Annotated in this window: 14 protein-coding genes; 5 read left to right on the top strand and 9 right to left on the bottom strand. The window is 62.6% G+C overall.

Annotated elements, in window-relative coordinates:
• Positions 1-42: 42 nt before the first annotated feature.
• Together P0Y58_09320 and P0Y58_09315 are read right to left on the bottom strand one after the other, a co-directional pair.
• Complete coding sequence (locus P0Y58_09320) at positions 43-171, bottom strand: hypothetical protein (GenBank protein WEK32373.1); 129 nt, start codon at positions 169-171, stop codon at positions 43-45.
• 125 nt (positions 172-296) lie between these two features.
• Positions 297-1,190, bottom strand: a complete 894-nt coding sequence (locus P0Y58_09315; protein WEK32372.1) for a LysR substrate-binding domain-containing protein — start codon at positions 1,188-1,190, stop codon at positions 297-299.
• A gap of 106 nt (positions 1,191-1,296) precedes the next feature.
• On the opposite strand from P0Y58_09315, the gene P0Y58_09310 reads away from it, so the two are divergent.
• Positions 1,297-2,469, top strand: a complete 1,173-nt coding sequence (locus P0Y58_09310) for an MFS transporter (protein ID WEK32371.1) — start codon at positions 1,297-1,299, stop codon at positions 2,467-2,469.
• A gap of 66 nt (positions 2,470-2,535) precedes the next feature.
• On the opposite strand, the gene P0Y58_09305 is transcribed toward P0Y58_09310, so the two are convergent.
• The gene (locus tag P0Y58_09305; protein ID WEK32370.1) at positions 2,536-3,462 is read right to left on the bottom strand and encodes a DMT family transporter; all 927 of its coding nucleotides are present in this window, start codon (positions 3,460-3,462) and stop codon (positions 2,536-2,538) included.
• A 106-nt stretch (positions 3,463-3,568) separates the two neighbouring features.
• On the bottom strand, positions 3,569-3,964 hold the full coding sequence (locus P0Y58_09300; GenBank protein WEK32369.1) for a transcriptional regulator: 396 nt from the start codon (positions 3,962-3,964) through the stop codon (positions 3,569-3,571).
• A gap of 176 nt (positions 3,965-4,140) precedes the next feature.
• Between P0Y58_09300 and P0Y58_09295 the strand changes: the two genes are divergently transcribed.
• The 3 genes from P0Y58_09295 (at position 4,141) to P0Y58_09285 (ending at position 5,091) form a co-directional block, all read left to right on the top strand.
• Positions 4,141-4,443 (top strand): type II toxin-antitoxin system RelE/ParE family toxin, encoded by a 303-nt coding sequence (locus P0Y58_09295; protein WEK32368.1) that lies wholly within the window; start codon positions 4,141-4,143, stop codon positions 4,441-4,443.
• Entirely contained in the window at positions 4,436-4,729 is a 294-nt protein-coding gene (locus P0Y58_09290) for a putative addiction module antidote protein (GenBank protein ID WEK32367.1), read from the top strand. Before P0Y58_09295 ends, P0Y58_09290 begins: the two co-directional genes overlap by 8 nt.
• 89 nt (positions 4,730-4,818) lie before the next feature.
• Positions 4,819-5,091, top strand: a complete 273-nt coding sequence (locus tag P0Y58_09285; protein WEK32366.1) for a hypothetical protein — start codon at positions 4,819-4,821, stop codon at positions 5,089-5,091.
• A 58-nt stretch (positions 5,092-5,149) separates the two neighbouring features.
• Here P0Y58_09285 and P0Y58_09280 read toward each other — a convergent pair whose 3' ends face one another.
• Positions 5,150-6,511 carry a DEAD/DEAH box helicase gene (locus P0Y58_09280; GenBank protein WEK32365.1) on the bottom strand — a complete coding sequence of 454 codons (1,362 nt, stop codon included), beginning with the start codon at positions 6,509-6,511 and terminating at the stop codon, positions 5,150-5,152.
• 94 nt (positions 6,512-6,605) lie between these two features.
• On the opposite strand from P0Y58_09280, the gene cysC reads away from it, so the two are divergent.
• Positions 6,606-7,154, top strand: coding sequence for an adenylyl-sulfate kinase (gene cysC / locus P0Y58_09275; protein WEK32364.1), 549 nt, complete (start codon positions 6,606-6,608; stop codon positions 7,152-7,154).
• Between the two features lie 9 nt (positions 7,155-7,163).
• Here the strand turns inward: cysC and P0Y58_09270 are convergent, their stop codons facing one another.
• From P0Y58_09270 to P0Y58_09255, 4 genes are all read right to left on the bottom strand, one after another.
• Positions 7,164-8,660, bottom strand: a complete 1,497-nt coding sequence (locus tag P0Y58_09270) for a TolC family protein (protein WEK32363.1) — start codon at positions 8,658-8,660, stop codon at positions 7,164-7,166.
• A gap of 63 nt (positions 8,661-8,723) precedes the next feature.
• Complete coding sequence (locus tag P0Y58_09265) at positions 8,724-22,496, bottom strand: Ig-like domain-containing protein (protein ID WEK32362.1); 13,773 nt, start codon at positions 22,494-22,496, stop codon at positions 8,724-8,726.
• A 137-nt stretch (positions 22,497-22,633) separates the two neighbouring features.
• On the bottom strand, positions 22,634-23,230 hold the full coding sequence (locus tag P0Y58_09260; protein ID WEK32361.1) for a tail fiber protein: 597 nt from the start codon (positions 23,228-23,230) through the stop codon (positions 22,634-22,636).
• Between the two features lie 3 nt (positions 23,231-23,233).
• Positions 23,234-23,743, bottom strand: coding sequence for a GNAT family N-acetyltransferase (locus P0Y58_09255; GenBank protein ID WEK32360.1), 510 nt, complete (start codon positions 23,741-23,743; stop codon positions 23,234-23,236).
• Positions 23,744-23,927 lie beyond the last annotated feature (184 nt).

The raw sequence follows: 23,927 nt of genomic DNA, 5'->3' as shown, positions 1-23,927 counted from the left end.
AGGCCGCTGCACCCAACCAGGTACAGCGGCCTTTTTCTTACATCAGCGACGACGCGGTTGGCGCTTGCGCTGTTCTTCATCAGTCGGAATCGGTACCGGCTGCAAAGGTGGTGGAATCAGCCCCAAGGCAACAGCCAGGTCGTGGAGCCAGTTGAACAGTGGTTTATTCATAGTCGCCCCCTTTACGGGTCAGCCTCACGGCAAATCAATTCTGCGATGTTTCATACAGATCATAGCCCGATGTCCTGTACAACGCATGCCTCTACTCTTACAGATAAGGGCCATTTTGACCCGGATCAAGCCGTAGCGGCGCATTCCGACGACTGGTTAATCGTTTCGCTTTGTTGCAGGTCGATCCACGCCTGCAGATTCGCCCCACGCATGCCCTGGCGCCACATCAACCAGGTGACGGCCTGATCGAACGGGGCCTGCAGCCGGTGCACCCTTACCTGATTGCGCCCAGGCAGGCTGTCGAGCATCGATTGAGCCATCATCGCCACGCCTGCGCCAGCGATCACACAGGCCAGCATGCTTTGATACGACTCGATCTCCATGACCCGGCCCATTGGCGTGTGGGCATGGGCATACCACGCCTCCAGGCGCATGCGGTACGAGCAGCCCTGGCGGAAGGTGAACACCGCCTTGCCCGCCACGTCCCTGGCGGTGTGCACCGCCGGGTGCTCGGGGCTGGTAATCAGCACCAGTTGCTCATCGCACAGCGGCACGCCATCCAGCCCGGCCAGGTTCAGCGGGCCGTCCACAAGGGCCGCGTCCAGCTTGTGACCAAGAAGGCCTTCGATCAGCTCGCCGCTGGGGGCTGCGCGCACCTGCAGGTTCACCGCCGGGTAGGCCTGGTGATAACGCGCCAGCAACGCTGGCAAATGCGTCGCGGCAGTGGAATACATGGTGCCCAGTACGAAGTCCCCGGCTGGCTGGCCGCCACGCACCGCAGCCAATGCTTCGTCGCGCAGGGCCGACATACGGCTGGCGTAGTCCAGAAGCACCTTGCCGGCAGGCGACAGTTGCAGGCGTTGGCGTTCGCGCAAGAACAGCTCGACACCCAGTTGCTCCTCGAGCTGGCGCAAGCGCGTCGACAAGTTTGACGGCACCCGATGCAGGCGTTCTGCAGCGCGGGTGATAGACCCTTCCTCGGCTACAGCCTGGAAAATACGCAGCTGGCTGAACTCCACAACATTCTCCAAAACAGAACAACTTGATCATCATTATTCAATTTTATTGAAAATGAAACAGCCCTACCCTGCCAGTCATCGCTTGGTTCTGCGCAGGAGACCTATCATGTCGCCCCTCATTCAACTGCTGGCCAGCGCCGTGGCGCTGATGATGGCCATGGGCATCGGCCGATTCGCCCTCACCCCGCAACTGCCACAACTGATCGCCGAAGGGCAGTTCGACCTGACGGTCGCCGGGCTGGTCGCGGCCGCCAACTATCTGGGTTATTTCATTGGCGCGGTCGACGCCATGTTCGCCCGCTCACCCGGCCAGGTGCGCCTGCGCCTGCATGGCGGGTTATGGCTGTGCGTACTGCTGACCCTGGCCTCATGGGCCGCCGATGGTTTCTGGAGCCACCTGCTGCTGCGCTTTGGCACCGGCGTGGCCAGTGCCTGGGTGCTGGTGATGATCACCAGCCTCAGCCAGCAGGTGGCCAACGCCCACAACCGCCAACGGCTGGGTGCCCTGGTGTTTGCAGGGCCCGGCCTGGGCATCGCCGTGACGGGGCTGTTGGCACTGGTGGCGCATCTGGCTGGGCTGGGCTCGGCAGCGCTGTGGCTGATCTATGCCGTGGCAGCGCTGTTGATGCTGCTGGCCGTCCGCCCTTGGTTGCCACGCGCACTGCAAGCGGCCCCAACCCCGTCGCCGGCGCGTCAGGGCCAGACCCGCAACATTGGCATTGGCCGCCTGGGGCTGGTGTACGCGCTGTACGGCGTGGGTTACATCCTGCCAGCCACCTTCCTGTCGCAGATGGCCAACCAGCAGTTCCGCGGGCAGTGGCTGGCCGACCTGTTCTGGCCGGCGTTTGGCCTGGCGGCAGCGCTGGGGGTGCTGCTGGTAAGCCTGCGGCGCGGCGGCCGCACCTCGGCATGGCTGACCGCCACCCTGTGGTTGCAAGGGCTGGGTGTGCTGGCCTGCCTGATGGGCGGGGGTGTAGGGCTGGCGTTGGGCGTGGTGCTCTGCGGTGGACCGTTCCTGGCCTGCATGCAATTGGTGATGCAGCGCTCACGGGAACTGGCGCCGCATGCCACACAGCGCAATGCCGGGATGCTGACTGCGTGCTTTGCCCTGGGGCAGTTGAGCGGGCCGTTGCTGGCTACGGTCAGCAGCCACTTCAGCGGCGGGCTGCATCCGGCGCTGATGCTGGCGGCGGGTGGGCTGCTGCTGGCCGGGGGGCTGGTGCAATTGGTGGGTAATGTACAGCAAGGCAGTGCCTGTCAGGCCGGGGTTTCATCCTGAATCCAGGTTGCCTGTACCGGCCTCTTCGCGGGCGTGCCCGCGAAGAGGCCGGTACAGGCAAAAACATCAGCCTACATACCTGCGCAATTGCCGCTTCACCCAAGGCTCGGCACTCACCAGGATCACCCCCAGCAGCACCATCAGCGCTCCGATCACGAAATTGAAGCTTAATGGCTCATCCAGCAGCAGCACCCCAAAGGTCACCCCGAACAGCGGAGTAATGAACGAGAACACCGCGAGGTTCGACGCCAGGTATTTGCGCAACAGCCAGAACCAGGTCAGGTAACTGACGAACGACACCACAATCCCCTGGAACAGCACACTGCCCATCGCCAGCGGCGTCAACGACACCGCGCCGATCTGCCCGCTAAGCAACGCAATCAGCAACAAGCCGGCAAAGCCGACCGCCAGTTGATAGAACAAGGTCAAGGTTGCCGGTGCTTCCGACAGCCGCGAGCAGCGCACCACAACGGTGGTCGCGCCCCAGGCCAGCCCGGCGATCACGCCAAAGGCATCGCCCAGCAGCATGCGGCCATCCATCTGCTCGAACGACATGCCGCCGGCAAACGCCATGGCAATGCCACCGAATGCCAACAGAATCCCCAGCCACTGCAACAACCGCAGGCGCTCGCTGGGCAGCCGGAAATGCAGGCCCAATGCCGTGAACACCGGTGCGGTATAGAGGAACACAGACATGTGCGCCGCCGACGTCAGCTTCAGTCCCTCGGCGATGAACAGGAACTCCACGCCGAACAGACCGCCAGCGAGCAACCCGGCACGCCAGGTGTTGCCAACTTGCTCCCAGCCACCGCGCCAACACAGCATCAGTGCCACCAGTACGGCGGCGATGCCATTGCGCAGCGCTGCCTGCATCACTGGCGCGATATCGACGGCGGCGGTTTTGATCAGCACCTGCTGGCAACCCCAGATCAGGCACAGCCCCAGCATCACCTGAAAGGCGAAGGCGTCAGGGTTCTTGCGGACCGCACTCATAGGCGGGCCTCTGGGGTGATCGAAGGCATGGGCATAGGCTCGGCAGTATTCAGAAGCTACCGATTATCGGGTTTGCGTACCCGATCTTGCCAGCCTCAAAACGACCTCAAGCGATCTGCGCCTTGGAAGACACCTGCTCGAAGGTGGCTTCATCCAGCGCATCCGCCTGTTCGTCCAGCACCTGGCGCGGGTGCTCGAAGCCCGGGATGCTGCTGTCGATCAGGCTCAGCAAGCGTAAACCGCGCTCGGTCAGCACGAAGTTCTCGCCATTGCCGCCCTCTTCTTCAGGCCGGCTTTCGATGAAACCCCGCTTGAAAAGCAGCTTTTCGTACTCGCAGGCATGGGTTTTCAGATGGTCCAGATCGCCCACCGGCTCACCCTTGGCGGCCTGCGCCGCGGCGTGCTGTTCGGCATAGGGGCGTGGCGTAAAACTATGACCGGCGCCGTTCTGCACCTCGTGCAGCAAGCGTTCGATCAGGTCCCAGTCGTAGGCGATGCTCATGGTGATGGGCTCCAGCTGTGGACGGAAGGGGTACACAGGTTGGGACCCGCTGATGAAGGGTGATGTTCCGAAAGATATTGGTGGGTGAAGTCAGCGGGCCTGAAGCCAATGAAACGGCAATAGGCAGAAACCAGTTGCTGGCACGCCAGCTGTAGTTTATAAACTACATTCACTCGATGAAGAAAATCGAATCCAGCAGTTTCAGACATTGGGTGACCGGCCTCCGGGACGTTACCGCCAGAGCCCGAATCATTTCTCGTATCAACCGGTTGATGGAGGGCCTACCTGGCGACGTGTCCCCGGTTGGCCACGGCATCAGTGAGCTCAGGGTTCACTATGGGCCTGGTTACCCGGTGTATTTCCATCAGGCAGGCAGCACATTCGTCATTCTGCTTTGCGGCGGCGACAAAAGCGGCCAACAGCGAGACATCAAGGCAGCCCACCAGATTCTGCGTTCGTGGAGGATGCAAAATGACTGAAACTTTCTCTGAATTCGATCCCGCTGAATACCTCACAACCCCAGAAGCGATCGCGCTGTTCATGACCGACGCCCTCGAGACCGGGGATGCCAGCTACGTAGCCAAAGCCGTCGGCGTGGTCGCACGCGCCAAAGGAATGAGCGAGTTGGCAAAGGAAACGGGCCTGTCCCGTGAACAGCTCTACAGGTCTTTCAGCGAGCACGGCAATCCGACCCTGAAATCGTTCTTGACCGTGATGAAAGCACTGGGGATAGACATGACGGCGCGGCCGCATCTCGCTGGCTGATCATCGGTTTCGTCCATCGGTCGCGCGCGCTGAACTCCCCCGAACTTTCGGCCATCCACAGCGCATAGCAACCGCTGGAGGTAGAAAGGATGAAACCGCTACTGCCCATTACTTGCGCCATTGCGCTGACCTGCGCCCTGCCCGCTTGGGCCTGCACACCGGAAGAAGCCACGCAGAAACGTGAAGAACTGGCCGCACTGGTAACCCAGTTGACCGAACAGAACCCGCAGAAGGCCAAGGAGATCAATGACGAGCTTCAGGGGATGGATCTGGAGACAGCGAGCAAGGACCTGCCCGATAAGTGCCAGTTGATTGACCAGCGGATCAAGGAGCTGAAAACAGCGGAGAAGAAGGCTGAGTGATGGGTTGTCTGTAATGGCCCTATCGCCGGCAAGCCAGCGATAGGGCCTTGATAACTACTTATTCAGCAGCAGGCTTGCGCTTTTTCAGCGGCGCCAGGCCGTCGGCGCTGGCCAGTGGTGCATTGGCTCTCGGTTTGGCAGTCGGCTTGCGCTTGGCGGCGGTTTTCTTATCGCCGGTCTTCTTGTCGACCTTCTTCTTTTTGGCGCCGACAGCCTTGCCCGACGCTTTCACCTTCTTAGGCCCGTTGTAAGTACCTTTCACTTCCTTGATCACACGGCGCTCGAACTGCTGCTTGAGGTAGCGTTCGATGCTCGACATCAGGTTCCAGTCGTTGTGGGTGATCAGCGAGATCGCCAGGCCTTCGCCACCGGCACGGCCAGTGCGGCCCACACGGTGCACGTACTCGTCACCGCTACGGGGCATGTCGAAGTTGATCACCAGGTCCAGGCCGTCGATGTCCAGGCCGCGAGCCGCCACGTCGGTAGCCACCAGCACCTTGGAGCTGCCCTGCTTGAAGCGCTCGATGGCCAGCTTGCGGTCCTTCTGGTCCTTCTCGCCGTGCAGCACGAAAGCCTTCACGTCCTTGGCCACCAGGTGACCGTAGATGCGGTCGGCCATGGCGCGGGTGTTGGTGAAGATGATCGCCTTGTCGAAGGTTTCATTGGCCAGCAACCACTGCGCGATGTGCTCTTTGTGCTGGTCGTGGTCGGCAGTGATGATCTGCTGGCGGGTGCCTTCGGCCAGCTGCGAGACGCTGTTGAGCATCAGGTGCTCAGGGTCTTTCAGCACCTTGCCGATGATGTCGCGCAGGGCCGCGCCACCGGTGGTGGCAGAGAACAGCAGGGTCTGTTCGCGGTTCTCGCACTCCTTGCACAGGCGCTCCATGTCTTCGGCAAAGCCCATGTCGAGCATGCGGTCGGCTTCGTCGAGAATCAGCACTTGCACGTGGGACAGGTCCAGGTTGCCAGCGTTGAGCTGCTCAAGCAGGCGGCCCGGGGTGCCGATCAGCACGTCCGGTACCTTGCGCAGCATGGCGGCCTGTTCCTTGAAGTCTTCGCCGCCGGTGACCAGGCCTGCCTTGATGTAGGTGAACTGCGAGAACAGCTCCACCTGCTTCAAGGTCTGCTGGGCCAGCTCGCGGGTCGGCAGCAGGATCAGCGCACGGATCTCGACGCGCCCGCCTTTGAGGTCAACCAGGCGGTTGAGCAGCGGCAGCACGAAGGCCGCCGTTTTGCCACTGCCGGTCTGCGCGGTCACACGCAGGTCGCGCCCTTGCAGGGCCAGGGGGATGGCCGCGGCCTGCACCGGGGTCGGCTCGACGAATTTAAGCTCGGCCACGGCTTTAAGCAGGCGTTCATGCAGGGCGAATTGGGAGAACACGGAGGTAACCTCAGGCAAGTGCGGGAAATTCAGTTGCATAGGGTAACGTTTTCTGCCGCCGGAGCCGAATTTCTTTTGGCGGGACTGTCCTAAATTTTGTGTTCGGGCATAACATGACGAAAAAGGTGCAGGTATGCCCACAAAGAAAATGCCCGGCAACGTAATATGGTTAACTGGCCTGTCCGGCTCTGGCAAGTCCTCCCTGGCCACTGCGCTGGCATTGCGCCTCGAAGCCCTGGGCCACCCCTGCTACATCCTGGACGGCGATATCCTGCGCAACGGCCTGAATGCCGACCTGGGCTTCTCTCCCACCGACCGCCACGAAAACATTCGCCGTACCGGCGAAGTGGCCGCCCTGTTCGCCGATGCCGGGCTTATCTGCATCGCCGCGCTGATCTCGCCCTACCGCGCCGACCGCGCAACCGCACGTCGGGCGTGCAAGACCGGGTTCCACGAGGTTTACGTCAAAGCCGACCTGGCCACCTGCGAGGCACGCGACCCCAAAGGGCTGTACCGAAGGGCACGCGCAGGAGAGATCAAGGCGTTCACCGGGATCGATGCGCCCTATGAGGTGCCAGAACAGCCTGACCTGGTAGTGGACACCGGCCGTATCAGCCTTCAAGCGTCGCTGGCGCAGCTGCTGGGCTACGTGCTGGAGCAGGTACTGCCCCAGCACGCTTGAGCCGTGCGGTCAGGAGCCCGGCGCGATCTCACCGCGCTGCCAGCGGGCTTCGCTGCTGCTCAGCGCCTGGGCAATGTCAGTCAGCTCGCCAGACGGCAGGGTTTCCGGCAGCGGGTCGAGGCCGGCGCTGGCGAACACCTGGCCGTAGCTGTTACGCAGTTCGGCGTATGCCAGGTCGCGGCGCAGGTCGGCTTGCAAGGCGTTCAGCTCGCCCTGGATCAGCTCCAGCTCGCCAATGCCTTGAGCCTGATGGCGGTTGCGCAACTGCTCGACAATCTGCTGGTCGAGCGCAACCATTTGCTGGCTGGTGGCAAACTGGCGGCGGGCTTCACTGTAGTTGGCATTGGCCACGTACAGTTGCGCCAGGATTGCCATCGACATCGCCTGACGACGCGCTTCGACCACCTGCTCTCCGGCCTTGGCCACATCGATGGAGGCCGGGCCGGACAACACGTTGAACAGGTTCCAGGTGACCTTCACGCCGTAATCGGCCCAGTGCTGGTTGGTCAGGAAGCTGTTGCTGTCGTAGTGGCCACCGGCGGAAAACTCAAGGCCCGGCAGCATGCGCAGCATCGACTTGCGCACCTCGGCCGCGCTAATGCGCGCCTGGTAATCCTGCTCGCGCAGTTCCGGGCGGGCGGCCAAGGCTTGTTGCTCCAGTGTGTCCAGGCCAACCTTGAGCTCCGGCACGCTGTAGTCGTCGTTGCTGGCCAGCGTCAGCTCGGTGCCTGGCGGCAGGTTGATCAGTGCGCCCAGCTCGGTCTTGGCCAGCGACAATGCGCGGCGTTGCTCTTCCAGCTGGCGGGTGGCTTCGATCAGCGATCGCTGGTAGTTCAACGCCTGGATCTGGTCACCGATGCGCTGTTCGCCCATACGCTGGCTGTTGTCACGGGCCTGTTCGACCCGCACCATCAGGGTATCGATCTGCTTGAGCAGGCGTTCGGCGGCGACTGCGCGCCAGTAGGCCGAGCGGACGTCCTGAATGATGGTCTGCACCACCTTGCGCCGGCGCTCCTGCACGATCAGGCGCTGGTCACCCTGCTGCTTGGCGCTGACATAGCTGACACCAAAGTCCAGCACGTTCCAGACCATGGTCAGGTCAGCGACGTCACGGTCGCGGTCCTGAGAGGTGGAGGGTTCCAACGACTGGGTGTTGGTCAGCACGCTGCGGCTGCTGGCGGCGTTGGTGTTGCTGCGCCCTGCGTAGCCTGCGGACATTGCCATGCGTGGCAACATATCGAAGGTGGCCAGGTCGACCTGGCGCTGCGCCAGCGCTTCTTCCATCACCTTCAGGCGTGCTTCCAGGTTGTACTTCACCGCCCGGGCCATCGCCTGATGCAGGGTCAACGGCCCTTGTAGTGCCTCCTGGCCTTTGAACATGCTCGACAGATCGTCCCGCGCGCGCTGCTCGCTGACGCTGCGTTCGATCGGTTGGGTCTTGACTGCACACCCCGTCACAGCCAGTGCCAGCATGCTTATCGCAAATATCCTTGATGCTTTATTCATCCCTGCCGCCCCCTGGTACGGCCTATTGATTTCTACTGTCCTGTTGTCATGCTTGCCGAGGGCTCACGCCTCGGTCCTGGCTGCTTCGATCTGCCCCAGCGCCAATTCCAGATTCCTGGCGTGGCGCTGCTCACTGTCCTTGAAGGCCTGCAATTGCTGGCCCAGGGTTGGTGCCCCAGACAGCGCCCTGCCGGCAGCGCCGTCAATGCTCGTTTGCGGCGGTTTACCACCGGTCAGCTCATTCGGGCCGCCATCGCCCGGTATCGTCTTGACGAAAATATTGGCCAGGGTACTGCCGCCGAACACATTGGCCTCGCCGCCACCGAAACCGAAGTGGCTCGCACCGGAGTCGTTGTCGATGCCGCCTTGCTGCCCGGCGAATACCTGGGCCAGGTAGCTGGGCGCCAAGCCGCCACTTCGAATGAAAATGCTGCCGAGCGGCGGCAGGTTGCCACCGACGCTTGGTACGTCGAACAGCGGTGCGGGCAGCAGCGGCGACTGGAACGGCGCCAGTGCAGGCCCAGGTACCGCCACAACCGGCACACCCTGGGCGGCAAAGCCTGGCTGGGCACTCGTGTATGCGCGGAACAAGGGGTCGCCATCGGTGGACTGCAACGCCCTGCCCTGGCCAACGAACCCGCCTTGCAGCACATTGCCGGCAACATCGCTGATGCCCGTGCCACTGGCCTTCAAGGCCAGTGCCAGGCTGCCGGTGCCGGCCACACCGGCGACATTGACCTGCCAGGTTCGGCCATCGATCTGTACCAGAGACTGCAGGCTGCCGACGGCATTGCCGGTGGCGACCAGTTCGAAATCGCCCAAGTCGACGCCGCGCACATTTTCACTGAAGGTGACGGTGAACGATTGGCTGGCGGAGCCGGCAACCGGTGCCGGCACGATCGACTCGACACTCGGCAGGCGGGTGTCAACAACCACCCCTCGGCTGTCGCCGACGGCGTTGAGCCCAGGGTTCAGGGCATTGCCCGTGGCGTCGCGCAAGGCGGCACCGTTGGCGGCAAGGCCTACCACCTGAATACCATCGGCATCGTTGTCGCCCGCCTGGATGCGGTACTGGAACACCAGTGTGGGTGTGCCAGACCCTGCCACGAAATCGGCGAAGACGGTACGCCCGCCGATATCCAGCGCCAGACGCGGGGCGCCATCGACAATAACGGCCTCGCTGGTGTTGACCACGAAGGTCAGGGTGTCGCCCGCGTTGTACGGTACCCCGACCGGCACACTGACGCTGCTGACCGTCGGCACGTCGCGATCGATGCTGTACACCGGCCCCGTCAGGCCACCGCCAAGCAAGTTGCCGCCCACATCGCTGATGCCCGTGCCACTGGCGTTGAGATTCAGGCCCAACGTACCGGTACCGCTTACGTTATTGACGGTAATTTCATACACGCCATCGCTGACCAGACGCACACCACTCAGCACGCCGCTGGCGGTACCGCTGAGGGCCAGGCTGAAGTCGGACAGGTCCACGCCATTGACGCGCTCGCTGAAAGTAACGGTGAAGCGCACGCTCTGAGCGTTGCTTGGCGACGGATCGAGGGTGACGATGCCAATGGCCGTCGGTACCTGAGTGTCGATCAGCACATGGCCGGTATCGGCAATGCCGTTCAAGGTCAGGTCCATGGCGTTGCCCTGGGCGTCGCGCAAGGTCGCGCCATTGGCCTGCAACCCGGTCACGCTGATGCCTTTGCTGTCGTTGTCGCCGGCCTGGATGATGTACTGGAACACCAGGGTAGGCGTGCCGGCCCCCGCCGTGAGCTCCGCGAACACCGTGCGCCCGCCTACGTCCAGTACCAGTCGGGGCGTACCGTTGACCTCGACGGCCTCGCTGGCGTTGACCACGAACACCAGGGCATCGCCGGCGTTGTAAGTCACTCCGGCGACAGGCACACCCACGCTGGTCACGCTTGGCGCACGGGTATCAATCAGGTAGTCGTTGGACTGCACGGTACTGTCGCCATGGTTGCCCGCGGCGTCGGTAAGCGTGCGGGTGTCGAGGGTAATCCGGTTACCGCTGCTTTGGTTGCCGGCCACCGGGGTCAGCACTGCCGTCCAGGTCACACCACCATCGGCGGTTTGCAGCCCGCTGAGGCTTGCGTTGCTGACGATCAGGTCGCTCACTGACAGGTTGCTGACGGCTTCGCTGAACGTGATGGTTGCAGTGCCCGTCTGGCCGGCAATGAGGTTGCCAGTGACAGTAATCTGCGCGGTGGGGCGCTGAGTGTCGATAGCAAAGTTGTTGGAGTCGGTGGTGCCGACGCCGGCGTTGCCAGACTGCGCGCCTACTATACCGGTGTTGTCCAAGGTGATGATGTTGGTCCCATCTTGAACATCGCTCGCCGGGGTAAAGGTGGCGGTCCAGGTGACGCCGCCATCCGCGCTGCTGACCGCGCTCAAGGTACCGTTGGCAAGGGTGAGGTCGGCATTGCTGAAGCCACTTACCGCCTCGCTGAAGGTGATGGTCACCTGGCTGCTTTCACCCGCGCGCAGCGCCGGGTCGGCAACGATGATGGTGGCGGTTGGCACCACGGTGTTGACCGAGAAGTTGGCCGAGTCGGTGGTGCCGACGCCGACGTTGCCAACCTGATCGGCAACACCGCTGTTGGCCAGCGTGACCAGGTTGTTGGTGGCCCGCACGTTGGCAGCTGGGGTCAGGGTCGCGATCCAGACGATGCCGTCGACACTGCTGAGGTTGCTCAAGGTACCGTTGGTTACGCTCAGGTCTTCCAGGCCAAAACCGCTCACCGCTTCGCTGAAGGTGATGGTCACCGTGGCGGTTTCGCCCACCGTAAGGTCGGTGTCGCTGACGCTGATGGTCGCCGTTGGGCGCTGGGTGTCGATGGCGTAGTTGTTGGACTCGGTGGTGCCGGTGCCGGCGTTGCCGGCCTGGTCGCTCACGCCCGCGTTGTTCAAGGTGATGACGTTGCCGGTATCGCTGATGTTGCCGCTCGGCTTCAGGGTCGCGGTCCAGGTGATGCCGCCGTCGGCGCTGCTCAACCCGCTGATTACGCCATTGGCCACGTTCAGGTCGAGGGTGGTGAAGCCGGTCACCGCCTCGCTGAAGGTAATGGTCACCAGGCTGGTCTGGCCGATGCTCAGGCTGCTGTTGGCGACCACGATGGTCGCCGTTGGGCGTTGAGTATCGATGGCGAAGGTGTTCGAGTCGGTAGTGGCGCTACCGCTGTTGCCCGCCTGATCGGTCACACCGGCGTTGTTCAAGGTGATGACGTTGGCCACATCCTGAACATCGTTCGCCGGGGTGAAAGTCGCAGTCCAGACGACACCGTCGGCACTGCTGAGGTTGCTCAGGGTGCCGCTGGCTACGCTCAGGTCTTCCAGGCCAAAGCCGCTCACTGCCTCGCTGAAGGTGATGGTCACCGTGGCGGTTTCGCCCACCGTAAGGTTGGTGTCGCTGACGCTGATGGTCGCCGTTGGGCGCTGGGTGTCGATGGCGTAGTTGTTGGAGTCGGTGGTACCGGTGCCGGCGTTGCCAGCCTGGTCGCTCACGCCCGCGTTGTTCAGCGTGATGACGTTGCTGGTATCGCTGATGCTGCCGCTCGGCGTCAGGATTGCGGTCCAGGTGATGCCACCGTCGGCGCTGCTCAACCCGCTGACGACACCGTTGGCCACGCTCAGGTCTTCCAGGCCGAAACCGCTCACCGCCTCGCTGAAGGTAATGGTCACCAGGCTGGTCTGGCCGATGCCCAGGCTGCTGTTCGCAACCACGACCGTCGCGGTTGGGCGCTGCGTGTCGATGGTGTAGGTGTTCGAGCTGGTAGTGCCGCTACCGCTGTTGCCCGCGTGATCGGTCACCCCGGTGTTGTTCAAGGTGATGACGCTCGCCGCATCCTGAACATCGTTCGCTGGGGTGAAAGTCGCAGTCCAGACGATGCCGTCGGCACTGCTGAGGTTACTCAGCGTACCGTTGGTTACGCTCAGGTCTTCCAGGCCGAAACCGCTCACCGCCTCGCTGAAGGTAATGGTCACCAGACTGGTCTGGCCGATGCTCAGGCTGCTGTTGGCGACCACGATGGTCGCCGTTGGGCGTTGAGTATCGATGGCGAAGGTGTTCGAGTCGGTAGTGGCGCTACCGCTATTGCCCGCCTGATCGGTCACACCGGCGTTGTTCAAGGTGATGACGTTGGCCACATCCTGAACATCGCTCGCTGGCGTGAAGGTCGCAGTCCAGACGATGCCGTCGACACTGCTGAGGTTGCTCAGGGTACCGTTGGTTACGTTCAGGTCTTCCAGGCCAAAACCGCTCACCGTTTCGCTGAAGGTGATGGTCACCGTGGCGGTTTCGCCCACCGTAAGGTCGGTGTCGCTGACGCTGATGGTCGCCGTTGGGCGCTGGGTATCAATGGCGTAGTTGTTGGACTCGGTGGTGCCGGTCCCGGCGTTGCCAGCCTGGTCGCTCACGCCCGCGTTGTTCAAGGTGATGACGTTGCTGGTGTCGCTGATCTCCTCGCTCGGCGTCAGGGTCGCGGTCCAGGTGATGCCGCCGTCGGCGCTGCTCAACCCGCTGACCACGCCATTGGCCACGTTCAGGTCGAGGGTGGTGAAGCCGCTCACCACTTCGCTGAAGGTTATGGTCACCAGGCTGGTCTGGCCAATGTTCAGGCTGTTGTTCGCAACCACGATGGTGGCGGTCGGACGCAACGTGTCGATGGCGAAGTTGTTGGAATCGGTAGTGCCGACCCCGGCGTTGCCAGACAGCGCCCCTACGACACCGGTGTTGTCCAAGGTGATGACGTTGGTCACATCCTGAACATCGCTGGCAGGGGTGAAGGTGGCGGTCCAGGTAATGCCACCGTCCACGCTGCTGACCGTGCTCAACGTACCGTTGGCAATGCTCAGGTCAGCATTGCTGAAGCCACCTACCGCCTCGCTGAAGGTGATGGTCACCTGGCTGCTTTCACCCGCGCGCAGCGCCGGGTCGGCAACGATGATGGTAGCCGTCGGCACCATGGTGTTGACCGTGAAGTTGGCCGAGTCGGTAGTGCCGACGCCGACGTTGCCAACCTGATCGGCAACACCGCTGTTAGCCAGTGTGACCAGGTTGCTGGTGGCCCGCACGTTGGCAGCCGGGGTCAGGGTCGCGATCCAGACGATGCCGTCGACACTGCTGAGGTTGCTCAGAGTGCCGTTGGTTACGCTCAGGTCTTCCAGGCCAAAATCGCTCACCGCCTCGCTGAAGGTGATGGTGACCGTGGCGGTTTCGCCCACCGTGAGGTCGGTGTCGCTGAGGCTGATGGTCGCCGTTGGGCGCTGGGTATCGACGGCGTAGTTGTTGGACTCGGTGATGCCGGTGCCGGTGTTGCCGGCCTGGTCGCTTACGCCCGCGTTGTTCAAGGTGATGACGTTGCTGGTATCGCTGATGTTGCCGCTCGGCGTCAGCGTGGCCGTCCAGGTGACGCCGCCATCGGCACTGCTCAAGCCGCTCACCACGCCGTTGGCCACGTTCAGGTCGAGGGTGGTGAAGCCGCTCACCGCCTCGCTGAAGGTGATGATCACCTGGCTGGTCTGACCGATGCTCAGGCTGTTGCTCGCAACCACGATGGTGGCGGACGGGCGCTGAGTGTCGATGGCATAGTTGTTGGAGTCGGTAGTGCCGGTGCCGGCGTTGCCGGCCTGGTCCGTCACACCGGTGTTGTTCAACGTGATGACGTTGCTGGTATCGCTGATATTCCCGCTCGGCGTCAGTGTCGCGGTCCAGGTGATGCCGCCGTCGGCGCTGCTCAACCCGCTGACGACGCCGTTGGCCACGCTCAGGTCTTCCAGGCCGAAACCGCTCACCGCCTCGCTGAAGGTAATGGTCACCAGACTGGTCTGGCCAATGCTCAGGCTATTGTTCGCAACCACGATAGTGGCAGTCGGGCGCAGCGTGTCGATGGCGTAAGTGTACGAGTCGGTAGTGCCGCTACCGCTGTTGCCCGCCTGGTCGGTCACACCGCTGTTGTTCAAGGTGATGACGTTGGCCACATCCTGAACATCGCTCGCTGGGGTGAAGGTCGCAGTCCAGACGATACCGTCAGCACTGCTGAGGTTGCTCAGGGTACCGTTGGTTACGCTCAGGTCTTCCAGGCCAAAATCGCTCACCGCCTCGCTGAAGGTGATGGTCACCGTGGCGGTTTCACCGACGGTCAGGGCGGTGTCGCTGAGGCTGATGGTCGCCGTTGGGCGCTGGGTATCGATGGCGTAGTTGTTGGACTCGGTGATGCCGGTGCCGGTGTTGCCGGCCTGGTCGCTCACGCCCGCGTTGTTCAAGGTGATGACGTTGCTGGTATCGCTGATGTTGCCGCTCGGTGTCAGCGTGGCCGTCCAGGTGACGCCGCCGTCGGCGCTGCTCAACCCGCTGACCACGCCGTTGGCCACGTTCAGGTCGAGGGTGGTGAAGCCCGTCACCGCTTCGCTGAAGGTGATGGTCACCTGGCTGGTCTGGCCGATGCTCAGGCTGCTGTTGGCAACCACGATGGTGGCGGTCGGGCGCAGCGTGTCGATGGCGAAGTTGTTGGAATCGGTAGTGCCGACGCCGGCATTGCCGGCCTGGTCCGTCACACCGGTGTTGTTCAACGTGATGACGTTGCTGGTATCGCTGATATTCCCGCTCGGCGTCAGTGTCGCGGTCCAGGTGATGCCGCCGTCGGCGCTGCTCAACCCGCTGATTACGCCATTGGCCACGCTCAGGTCTTCCAGGCCGAAACCGCTCACCGCCTCGCTGAAGGTAATGGTCACCAGACTGGTCTGGCCAATGCTCAGGCTGCTGTTGGCGACCACGATGGTCGCCGTTGGGCGGTGAGTATCGATGGCGAAGGTGTTCGAGTCGGTAGTGCCGCTACCGCTATTGCCCGCCTGGTCGCTCACACCGGCGTTGTTCAAGGTGATGACGTTGGCCACATCCTGAACATCGCTCGCTGGGGTGAAGGTCGCAGTCCAGACGATACCGTCAGCACTGCTGAGGTTGCTCAGGGTACCGTTGGTTACGCTCAGGTCTTCCAGGCCAAAATCGCTTACCGCCTCGCTGAAGGTGATGGTGACCGTGGCGGTTTCACCGACGGTCAGGGCGGTGTCGCTGAGGCTGATGGTCGCCGTTGGGCGCTGGGTATCGACGGCGTAGTTGTTGGACTCGGTGATGCCGGTGCCGGTATTGCCGGCCTGGTCGCTCACGCCCGCGTTGTTCAAGGTGATGACGTTGCTGGTATCGCTGATGTCCCCGCCCGGCGTCAGGGTCGCGGTCCAGGTAACGCCACCGTCGGCGCTGCTCAAGCCGCTCACCACGCCATTGGCCACGTTCAGGTCGAGGGTGGTGAAGCCGCTCACTGCTTCACTGAAGGTGATGGTCACCAGGCTGGTCTGGCCGATGCTCAGGCTATTGTTGGCGACCACGATAGTGGCGGTCGGGCGCAGCGTGTCGATGGCGTAATTGTTGGAGTCGGTGGTACCCGTACCTGGGTTGCCGGAGCTCGCCCCTACCACGCCGCTGTTGTCCAGGGTGATGACGTTGGTCACATCCTGAACATCGCTGTCGGGGGTAAAGGTAGCGGTCCAGGTGACGCCGCCATCCGCGCTGCTGACCGCGCTCAAGGTACCGTTGGCAAGGGTGAGGTCGGCATTGCTGAAGCCACTTACCGCCTCGCTGAAGGTGATGGTCACCTGGCTGCTTTCACCCGCGCGCAGCGACGGGTCTGCAACGATGATGGTGGCGGTTGGCACCACGGTGTTGACCGAGAAGTTGGCCGAGTCGGTGGTGCCGACGCCGACGTTGCCAATCTGATCGGCAACACCGTAGTTGGCCAGCGTCACCAGGTTGTTGGTGGCCCGCACGTTGGCAGCTGGGGTCAGGGTCGCGATCCAGACGATGCCGTCGACACTGCTGAGGTTGCTCAAGGTACCGTTGGTTACGCTCAGGTCCTCCAGGCCAAAACCGCTCACCGCTTCGTTGAAAGTGATGGTGACCGTGGCGGTTTCGCCCACGGTAAGGTCGGTGTCGCTGACGCTGATGGTCGCCGTTGGGCGCTGGGTATCGATGGCGTAGTTGTTGGACTCGGTGATGCCGGTGCCAGTGTTGCCGGCCTGGTCGCTCACGCCAGCATTGTTAAAGGTGATGACATTGCTGGTATCGCTGGTGTTGCCGCTTGGCGTCAAGGTCGCGGTCCAGGTGAGGCCACCGTCCAAGCTGCTCAACCCGCTGAGCACGCCATTGGCCACGTTCAGGTCGAGGGTGGAGAAGCCGGTCACCGCTTCGCTGAAGGTGATGGTCACCAGGCTGGTCTGGCCGATGCTCAGGCTGTTGTTGGCGACCACGATGGTAGCGGTCGGGCGCAACGTGTCGATCGCGTAATTGTTGGAATCGGTGGTGCCCGTACCTGGGTTGCCGGAGCTCGCCCCTACCACGCCGCTGTTGTCCAGGGTGATGACGTTGGTCACATCCTGAACATCGCTGTCGGGGGTAAAGGTAGCGGTCCAGGTGACGCCGCCATCCGCGCTGCTGACCGCGCTCAAGGTACCGTTGGCAAGGGTGAGGTCGGCATTGCTGAAGCCACTTACCGCCTCGCTGAAGGTGATGGTCACCTGGCTGCTTTCACCCGCGCGCAGCGACGGGTCGGCAACGATGATGGTGGCGGTTGGCACCACGGTGTTGACCGAGAAGTTGGCCGAGTCGGTGGTGCCGACGCCGACGTTGCCAATCTGATCGGCAACACCGTAGTTGGCCAGCGTCACCAGGTTGTTGGTGGCCCGCACGTTGGCAGCTGGGGTCAGGGTCGCGATCCAGACGATGCCGTCGACACTGCTGAGGTTGCTCAAGGTACCGTTGGTTACGCTCAGGTCCTCCAGGCCAAAACCGCTCACCGCTTCGTTGAAAGTGATGGTGACCGTGGCGGTTTCGCCCACGGTAAGGTCGGTGTCGCTGACGCTGATGGTCGCCGTTGGGCGCTGGGTATCGATGGCGTAGTTGTTGGACTCGGTGATGCCGGTGCCAGTGTTGCCGGCCTGGTCGCTCACGCCAGCATTGTTAAAGGTGATGACATTGCTGGTATCGCTGGTGTTGCCGCTTGGCGTCAAGGTCGCGGTCCAGGTGAGGCCACCGTCCAAGCTGCTCAACCCGCTGAGCACGCCATTGGCCACGTTCAGGTCGAGGGTGGAGAAGCCGGTCACCGCTTCGCTGAAGGTGATGGTCACCAGGCTGGTCTGGCCGATGCTCAGGCTGTTGTTGGCGACCACGATGGTAGCGGTCGGGCGCAACGTGTCGATCGCGTAATTGTTGGAATCGGTGGTGCCCGTACCTGGGTTGCCGGAGCTCGCCCCTACCACGCCGCTGTTGTCCAGGGTGATGACGTTGGTCAGGTCCTGCACATCGCTGTCGGGGGTGAAGGTGGCGGTCCAGGTAATGCCACCGTCCCCGCTGCTCAACCCGCTCACCACGCCGTTGGCGACGTTTAGATCAAGGAGGGTAAAACCGCTCACCGCCTCGCTGAAGGTGATGGTCACCAGGCTGGTTTCGCCTGCGCGCAGCGCCGTGTCGGCAACGAAGAGGGTGGCGGTAGGCTGCCGGGTATTGACGGAATAGACGTTCGACAGGGACAGGCCACTGCCGGTATTGCCCACCTGATCGACCACACCGGTGTTGTTCAACATCACGATGTTGCCATTGGCCTGAACGTTCACGTCCGGGGTCAGGGTGGCAGTCCAGGTGACGCCGCCATCGGCGCTGCTGAGGTTGCTCAAGGCACCGCTGATCGCCGACAGGTCAGTCAGGGTGAAGCCCGTCACCGCCTCGCTGAAGGTGATGGTGACCGTGGTGGTTTCGCCGGCCGTCAGGTCGGTATCGCTGACAACGACGGTCGCCGTTGGGCGCTGGGTATCGATGGCGTAGTTGTTGGACTCGGTGATGCCGGTGCCAGCGTTGCCGGCCTGGTCGCTCACGCCAGCATTGTTCAAGGTGATGACGTTGCTGGTGTCGCTGATGTCCCCGCTCGGCGTCAGGGTCGCGGTCCAGGTAACGCCGCCGTCGGCGCTGCTCAACCCGCTGACCACGCCGTTGGCCACGTTCAGGTCGAGGGTGGTGAAGCCGGTCACCGCTTCGCTGAAGGTGATGGTCACCTGGCTGGTCTGGCCGATGCTCAGGCTGCTGTTGGCAACTACAATGGTGGCGGTCGGGCGCAGCGTGTCGATGGCGAAGTTGTTGGAATCGGTGGTGCCGGTGCCGGTGTTACCCGCCTGATCCACCACACCCGTATTGTTCAACGTGATGAGGTTGCTGGTGTCACTGATGCTGCTGTCCGGTGTCAGAGTCGCGGTCCAGACGATCTGGTCGGAAGTGCTCAGGCCACTCAAGGTACCGTTCTGCACGCTCAGGTCGGCAAGGTCAAAGCCGCTGACCGCCTCGCTGAAAGTAATGGTGACCAGCGAAGTCTCACCCACGATCAAAGTACTGTCGGCCACCACGATAGTGGCGGTTGGGCGCTGGGTGTCGATGACGTAGTTGTTGGAGTCGGTGGTGCCCGAGCCGGCGTTGCCTGCCAAGTCGATCACGCCAGAGCTGTCCAGGGTGATCACGTTGCTGGTATCGCTGATACCGTTGGTCGGGGTAAAGGTCCCGGTCCAGGTGATACCACCGTCCGAACTGCTCAACCCGCTCACCACGCCGTTTTCCACGTTCAGGTCGAAGGTGGTGAAGCCGCTCACCGGCTCGCTGAAGGTGATGGTTACCTGCGAAGTCTCACCAACGGCCAAGACACTGTCGGCCACCACGATAGTCGCGGTTGGGCGCTGGGTATCGATGGCGTAGTTGTTCGAGTCGGTAGTGCCGCTGCCGGCATTACCTGCTGCATCGAACACCCCACTGTTGTCCAGGGTAATCAGGTTGGTGGTGTCGCTGATGCCGCTGGTCGGGGTGAAGGTCGCGGTCCAGGTAATGCCACCATCGGCACTGCTCACGGCGCTCAAGGTGCCGTTTTCAATGGTCAGATCAGCATTGTCGAAGCCGGTCACGGCCTCACTGAAGGTAATGGTCACCGTGGCGGTATCGCCAATTTTCAACGTCGTATCGCTAATGCTGATGGTGGCGGTTGGCGGCACGGTTTCGCGCACGGCGACCACCACCGAGGCGGCGCTGGAAGTGCCCCCGTCGCCATCGTTGACGGTAATCGTCAGCCCACGGCTGACCTGGCCGATGCCATTGCTGGCGTTGCTGTTGTCGTAAGTGACGCTGCGCACCAGCGCCTGTACGGCGGTAACGGTGGCATTGGCGTTGAAGGTGACGACCAGGTTGGCCCCGCCAGTACCGCCGGCAACCGTACCGATGGTCACGCCAGCGTAGGTCACGTCGGTGCCAGACACGCTGATCTGGCCGGCACTGCGGATGCCCAGTATGTCTTCTCCGGTCACGCCATTGCTGCTGATCTCGACCGTCAGGTTGCCACCGGCAAAATCGACGGAGTCGATGTCGCTGACCGTGGCATTGCCACCCGCATCGATCAACACGGCACCGCCGCCCTGGGTGAAGGTCAGGCTGTCACCGTTGAGGTTGCCGATCACCGGCGCGCTATTGGGAGGCACTACCACCACCGAGGCGGTGCGGTTAGTGCTGCCCATGTCGTCATTGACACTGACCGCCACGCTTCGCGCACCTGCGGTATAGCTACCAGTGGAGTTGGCGTACGCCACCGAGGCGAGCACGGTGTTGTAGTTCCCCAGGGTGGAGACGCCGCTCAGCGTGAGCACAGCAGTACCCGACCCGCTCACGGTGATGCCGTAGCTGGCCGCCAGGGCGATCTGCGCAGTGCTCAGCGACAGCGTTTCGTTGGCGCCATCCGCGATGCCCGTAAGGTTCAACGTGGCGCCGCTCACTTGGGTATCGCCATCGGTCTGGGTAATGCTGATGTTGGGCATGATCGCCACCGGCGTACCGGTGAAGTCGACGCTGCTGTTGTTGCCGCCCGTGCCGGTGTCCAGGTCGACCACCGGGGGCGCCGAATACAGCACCTCGTAGGCACCAATGTCCACGGCGCCGCCCCGTGGCCGCTCGAAACCGCGCAGGTCAGTGGTGGGCGCCCCGCCAAGGGTGCCTTGGTCGATAGCGTTGGTGGCGCTGGCGGCCAGGCGATAATCGCCCCCAGCCGCATTGACGAAGTTGACCGTGGAGCCGATCACGTTGGTGATACTGGCGTAGCCGGTACCGGCGCCACTGTTGGTGGCTGCATCGGCGGCCGCACCGTTGACGGTATTGCCAGTAAGAATGCTGTTTTGCACCGTCACCGTGCCAGCAGCGCCTACGGCCCAACCCAGGCCAGCCGAGTTGATGGTGCCGCTCGCGGCGGTGAAGGTGTTGTTGGCGATGGTGCTGTTGATGATGCGCACCGTGCCACCGGAGTTGGTCACCACGATCACCGAGCCAGCCGCTACCGTGGTACCCGCACTCAACGTACCGCTGTTGTTGTAGATCGCCACGTTCTCCAGCACGTGGTTGTTGGGACCACCCAGGCGAACCAGCGAAGACATGGCCGAGGTGCCGACCACAGTGGTGCTGTTGTCATGGATCGTGGTGTTACGCACGATCAGCGTGGAACCTGAAGTCGTCGCCGAGTTGATCGCCGTGCCGGCATTGTTCTGGAAGTTCGAGTCCTCGATGGTGACCGAGCCCGAGTTGGCGCGAACAGCACCATTGGCGAGGTTGCCAGAGAAATAGCGGAAGTCCAGGTTGCGCAAGGTCAGCACACCACCGGCGTTGCTTTGCAGGCCGGCAGACTCTGCCGCATCGCGCGTACCGTTGTTGTTGACGTCGCCGCTGAGGATGATGTCGCCCTGGCCGTCCCCGTCGACATCGCCATTGATGGTAATGTCGCTGGTGACCAGCAGTGCGGAGGCGCTGGACCAGCGAATGGTCTGCCCTTTGAGCGACTCATGGAAGACGATGATATCGCTGCCGCTGCCCGCAGCGGAGCCGTCCACCGACGCGTTGGTATTGGCCGCCTGGATGGCCTCGGCCAGCGAAACCTTGCCATTGACCGCCAGTGAGGAGGCATCGGTGTCGGTGACGGTAATGGTCGCCAGCGAGGTATCGAAGGCCGACAAGTCGCCGCGCTGCACGCCCACGCCACTGGCCACCACACCGGATACGGTTTCCAGTTCCCAGTCCTCGCCCGCGCGATTGCCGGTGGAATCCGAAGAAGCGCCTACATCGGCACCGCTGAGCCGCGCCACTTCGCTGACGAACAGCGCACCCTCGCTGCCGGCCCCCGTATTACAGGCGAAAAAGCGAATGTCGCCACCGTCCACCAGGCTGGCGCCAATGCGCGCAAGGTCCGCGCTATGGCTGGCCAGTTGATCGGCCCAGATGGCGTTGCCCGCCAGGTACACGTAGCCACTGTCGCCGTGGCTGATGATATCGATAGAGGCCACATCGCTGCGGCCATCAAGGTAATCGGCAATCTGCTTGAAGCCGTCCTTGCCACTTTCCAGCACCACCACCTCGACCCCTTCGGGGAGGCCGGCGATGAGCTTCTGGTAGTCGCTGACGGCAGAGTCGATGAACACCACCTCGTGGCTGCCGGCCGCCGTGGTGGCCGGTGCGGTGCCGGGGGCTGCCTCCTGCGCCGCTTCATGGGTCGCAGTGTCTTGCGTGTTGGCCGCATCGTTGGCCGTGCTGGTGTCTTTGCTGGTGGCGGCTGCCGCTTCTGCGGCCTGGGCGCCCTGGTCGGCCACGATGGCCACCGAGGCGTCGAACATCATACGCGGCTCCAAGGCCTGGATAAGGCTCGGCCGGCTCACGGAAACGGTGGGTTTTTCGTTCTGCGGGGTTCGTTTCCAGAATGCCATGTCGACCTCGTTCAGCCTTGGGGCTGGTTGATCCTGCAACTGCGCCAATGACTAGCGGCGCGTCCTTGTTGTGAGTGCTGAACGCATTGCGGGGCGCCTGCCGGCTCCCCGCGATGGTTTGTAGCGCCCGCTGTTTTTCAGTTGCGGCTTGGGTAATAGCCCTCAACGCAAATGATGAAGTTCAGACCCAGGTAAGGGTTTTGCACCGAGAACGGTTGCGAGGCACCCACAACGTTCGCGTTGACCGCGGCAGTGGTGACGTTGAAAGGCTTTAGCGTGGTGGTGGACGGATCGCTGGAGTAAACGTCAATAACGGAGCCCACGCCCCCCGAGTCGTTGGTCTTGGCAAGTACCGCGCCAGTAGACGGCGCACTGGCGTTGCCAATGCCCTCTACTGCAGGAATGGCGACCGGGAAGGTCTGACCAGGGATTTGCACAGCATGTGAAGGCAGGTTCAAGGCATTCAATTGCTGGGTGTAGGCGCCGTCCTTATCCCCCGGATCCACAGGAGTTTGCCCCAACCCAGGGCCAAGGCCGGTCCCAAGCGGCAAGCGACCACGCAAATCAGGCAAGGCGAAAGTATTCTGCCCATCGCCACCGTAAGTCGTACCCAGAATCGAGAACAGCGCGGTGTAAGTCCTCAGGTTCAAGATCTGCCCCTGACACAACATCCAGCCACGCGGTGCGAAGTTGCCCGCGAACATCCGAATTTCACCCAGGAAACCTTCAGCCATTTACTACTCTCCCATGAGGACAGACAGGGTGGGCCGGTGGCCCACGGACTTTGTTGGCATTGCAGTAGCAAGCGCCGGGCGGCGCATTGTCAGGTACAGGCCATCATCGACGATGACCTGGAAGCCGCTGCGCTGATAAAGGCGCAGGGCTGGGTTGTAAGCGGTCACTTGCAAGCCGGCGCTGAGGCCCTGCTGGTCGGCACGCGACAGCCACTGGCCAATCAGCCGAGCGCCAATGCCCTGGCCTTGCCAGGCGGGCAGCAAGGTGATGTCGACGATTTGCAGGTGGCTGTCGGACCAGTGCAGGTAGGCACGGCCGATGCGTTCGCTGGCGGTTTCGATGATGGAGAAGCAGGCGTCGGGGAAGTGCGCCTGGTAGTGCATGTGCTGAGCGCGGAACTGCTGATCGAGGAAGGTTTCGATCGTGGCCTGATCCCAAGGCGCCATGGCCATTTCAGCAGCCCGGCTAGTGCCATACAAGGCACGCAAGAACGCCAGGTCAGCGTCCACCATGGGACGAAGAAGCACCTCGGGGCTCGCCATCGGATTACGCTTCCCTGCATAAGTTACCCCATGGTGAGGGGCGCACATCCATGCGAATATTCCTGCCAGATGGCGTGCAGCCTAGCCGAAGAACAAGGCAAATCGCCACCACCTTGTAGGACAATCTTCGGCTTTTTTTCAAACGGGTGTTCGA

Source organism: Candidatus Pseudomonas phytovorans (assembly GCA_029202525.1).
In the GTDB taxonomy this organism is placed as follows: Bacteria; Pseudomonadota; Gammaproteobacteria; order Pseudomonadales; family Pseudomonadaceae; genus Aquipseudomonas; species Aquipseudomonas phytovorans.
Note: the sequence above shows the minus strand (reverse complement) of the source record. Positions and strands in the feature narration are given on the sequence as shown.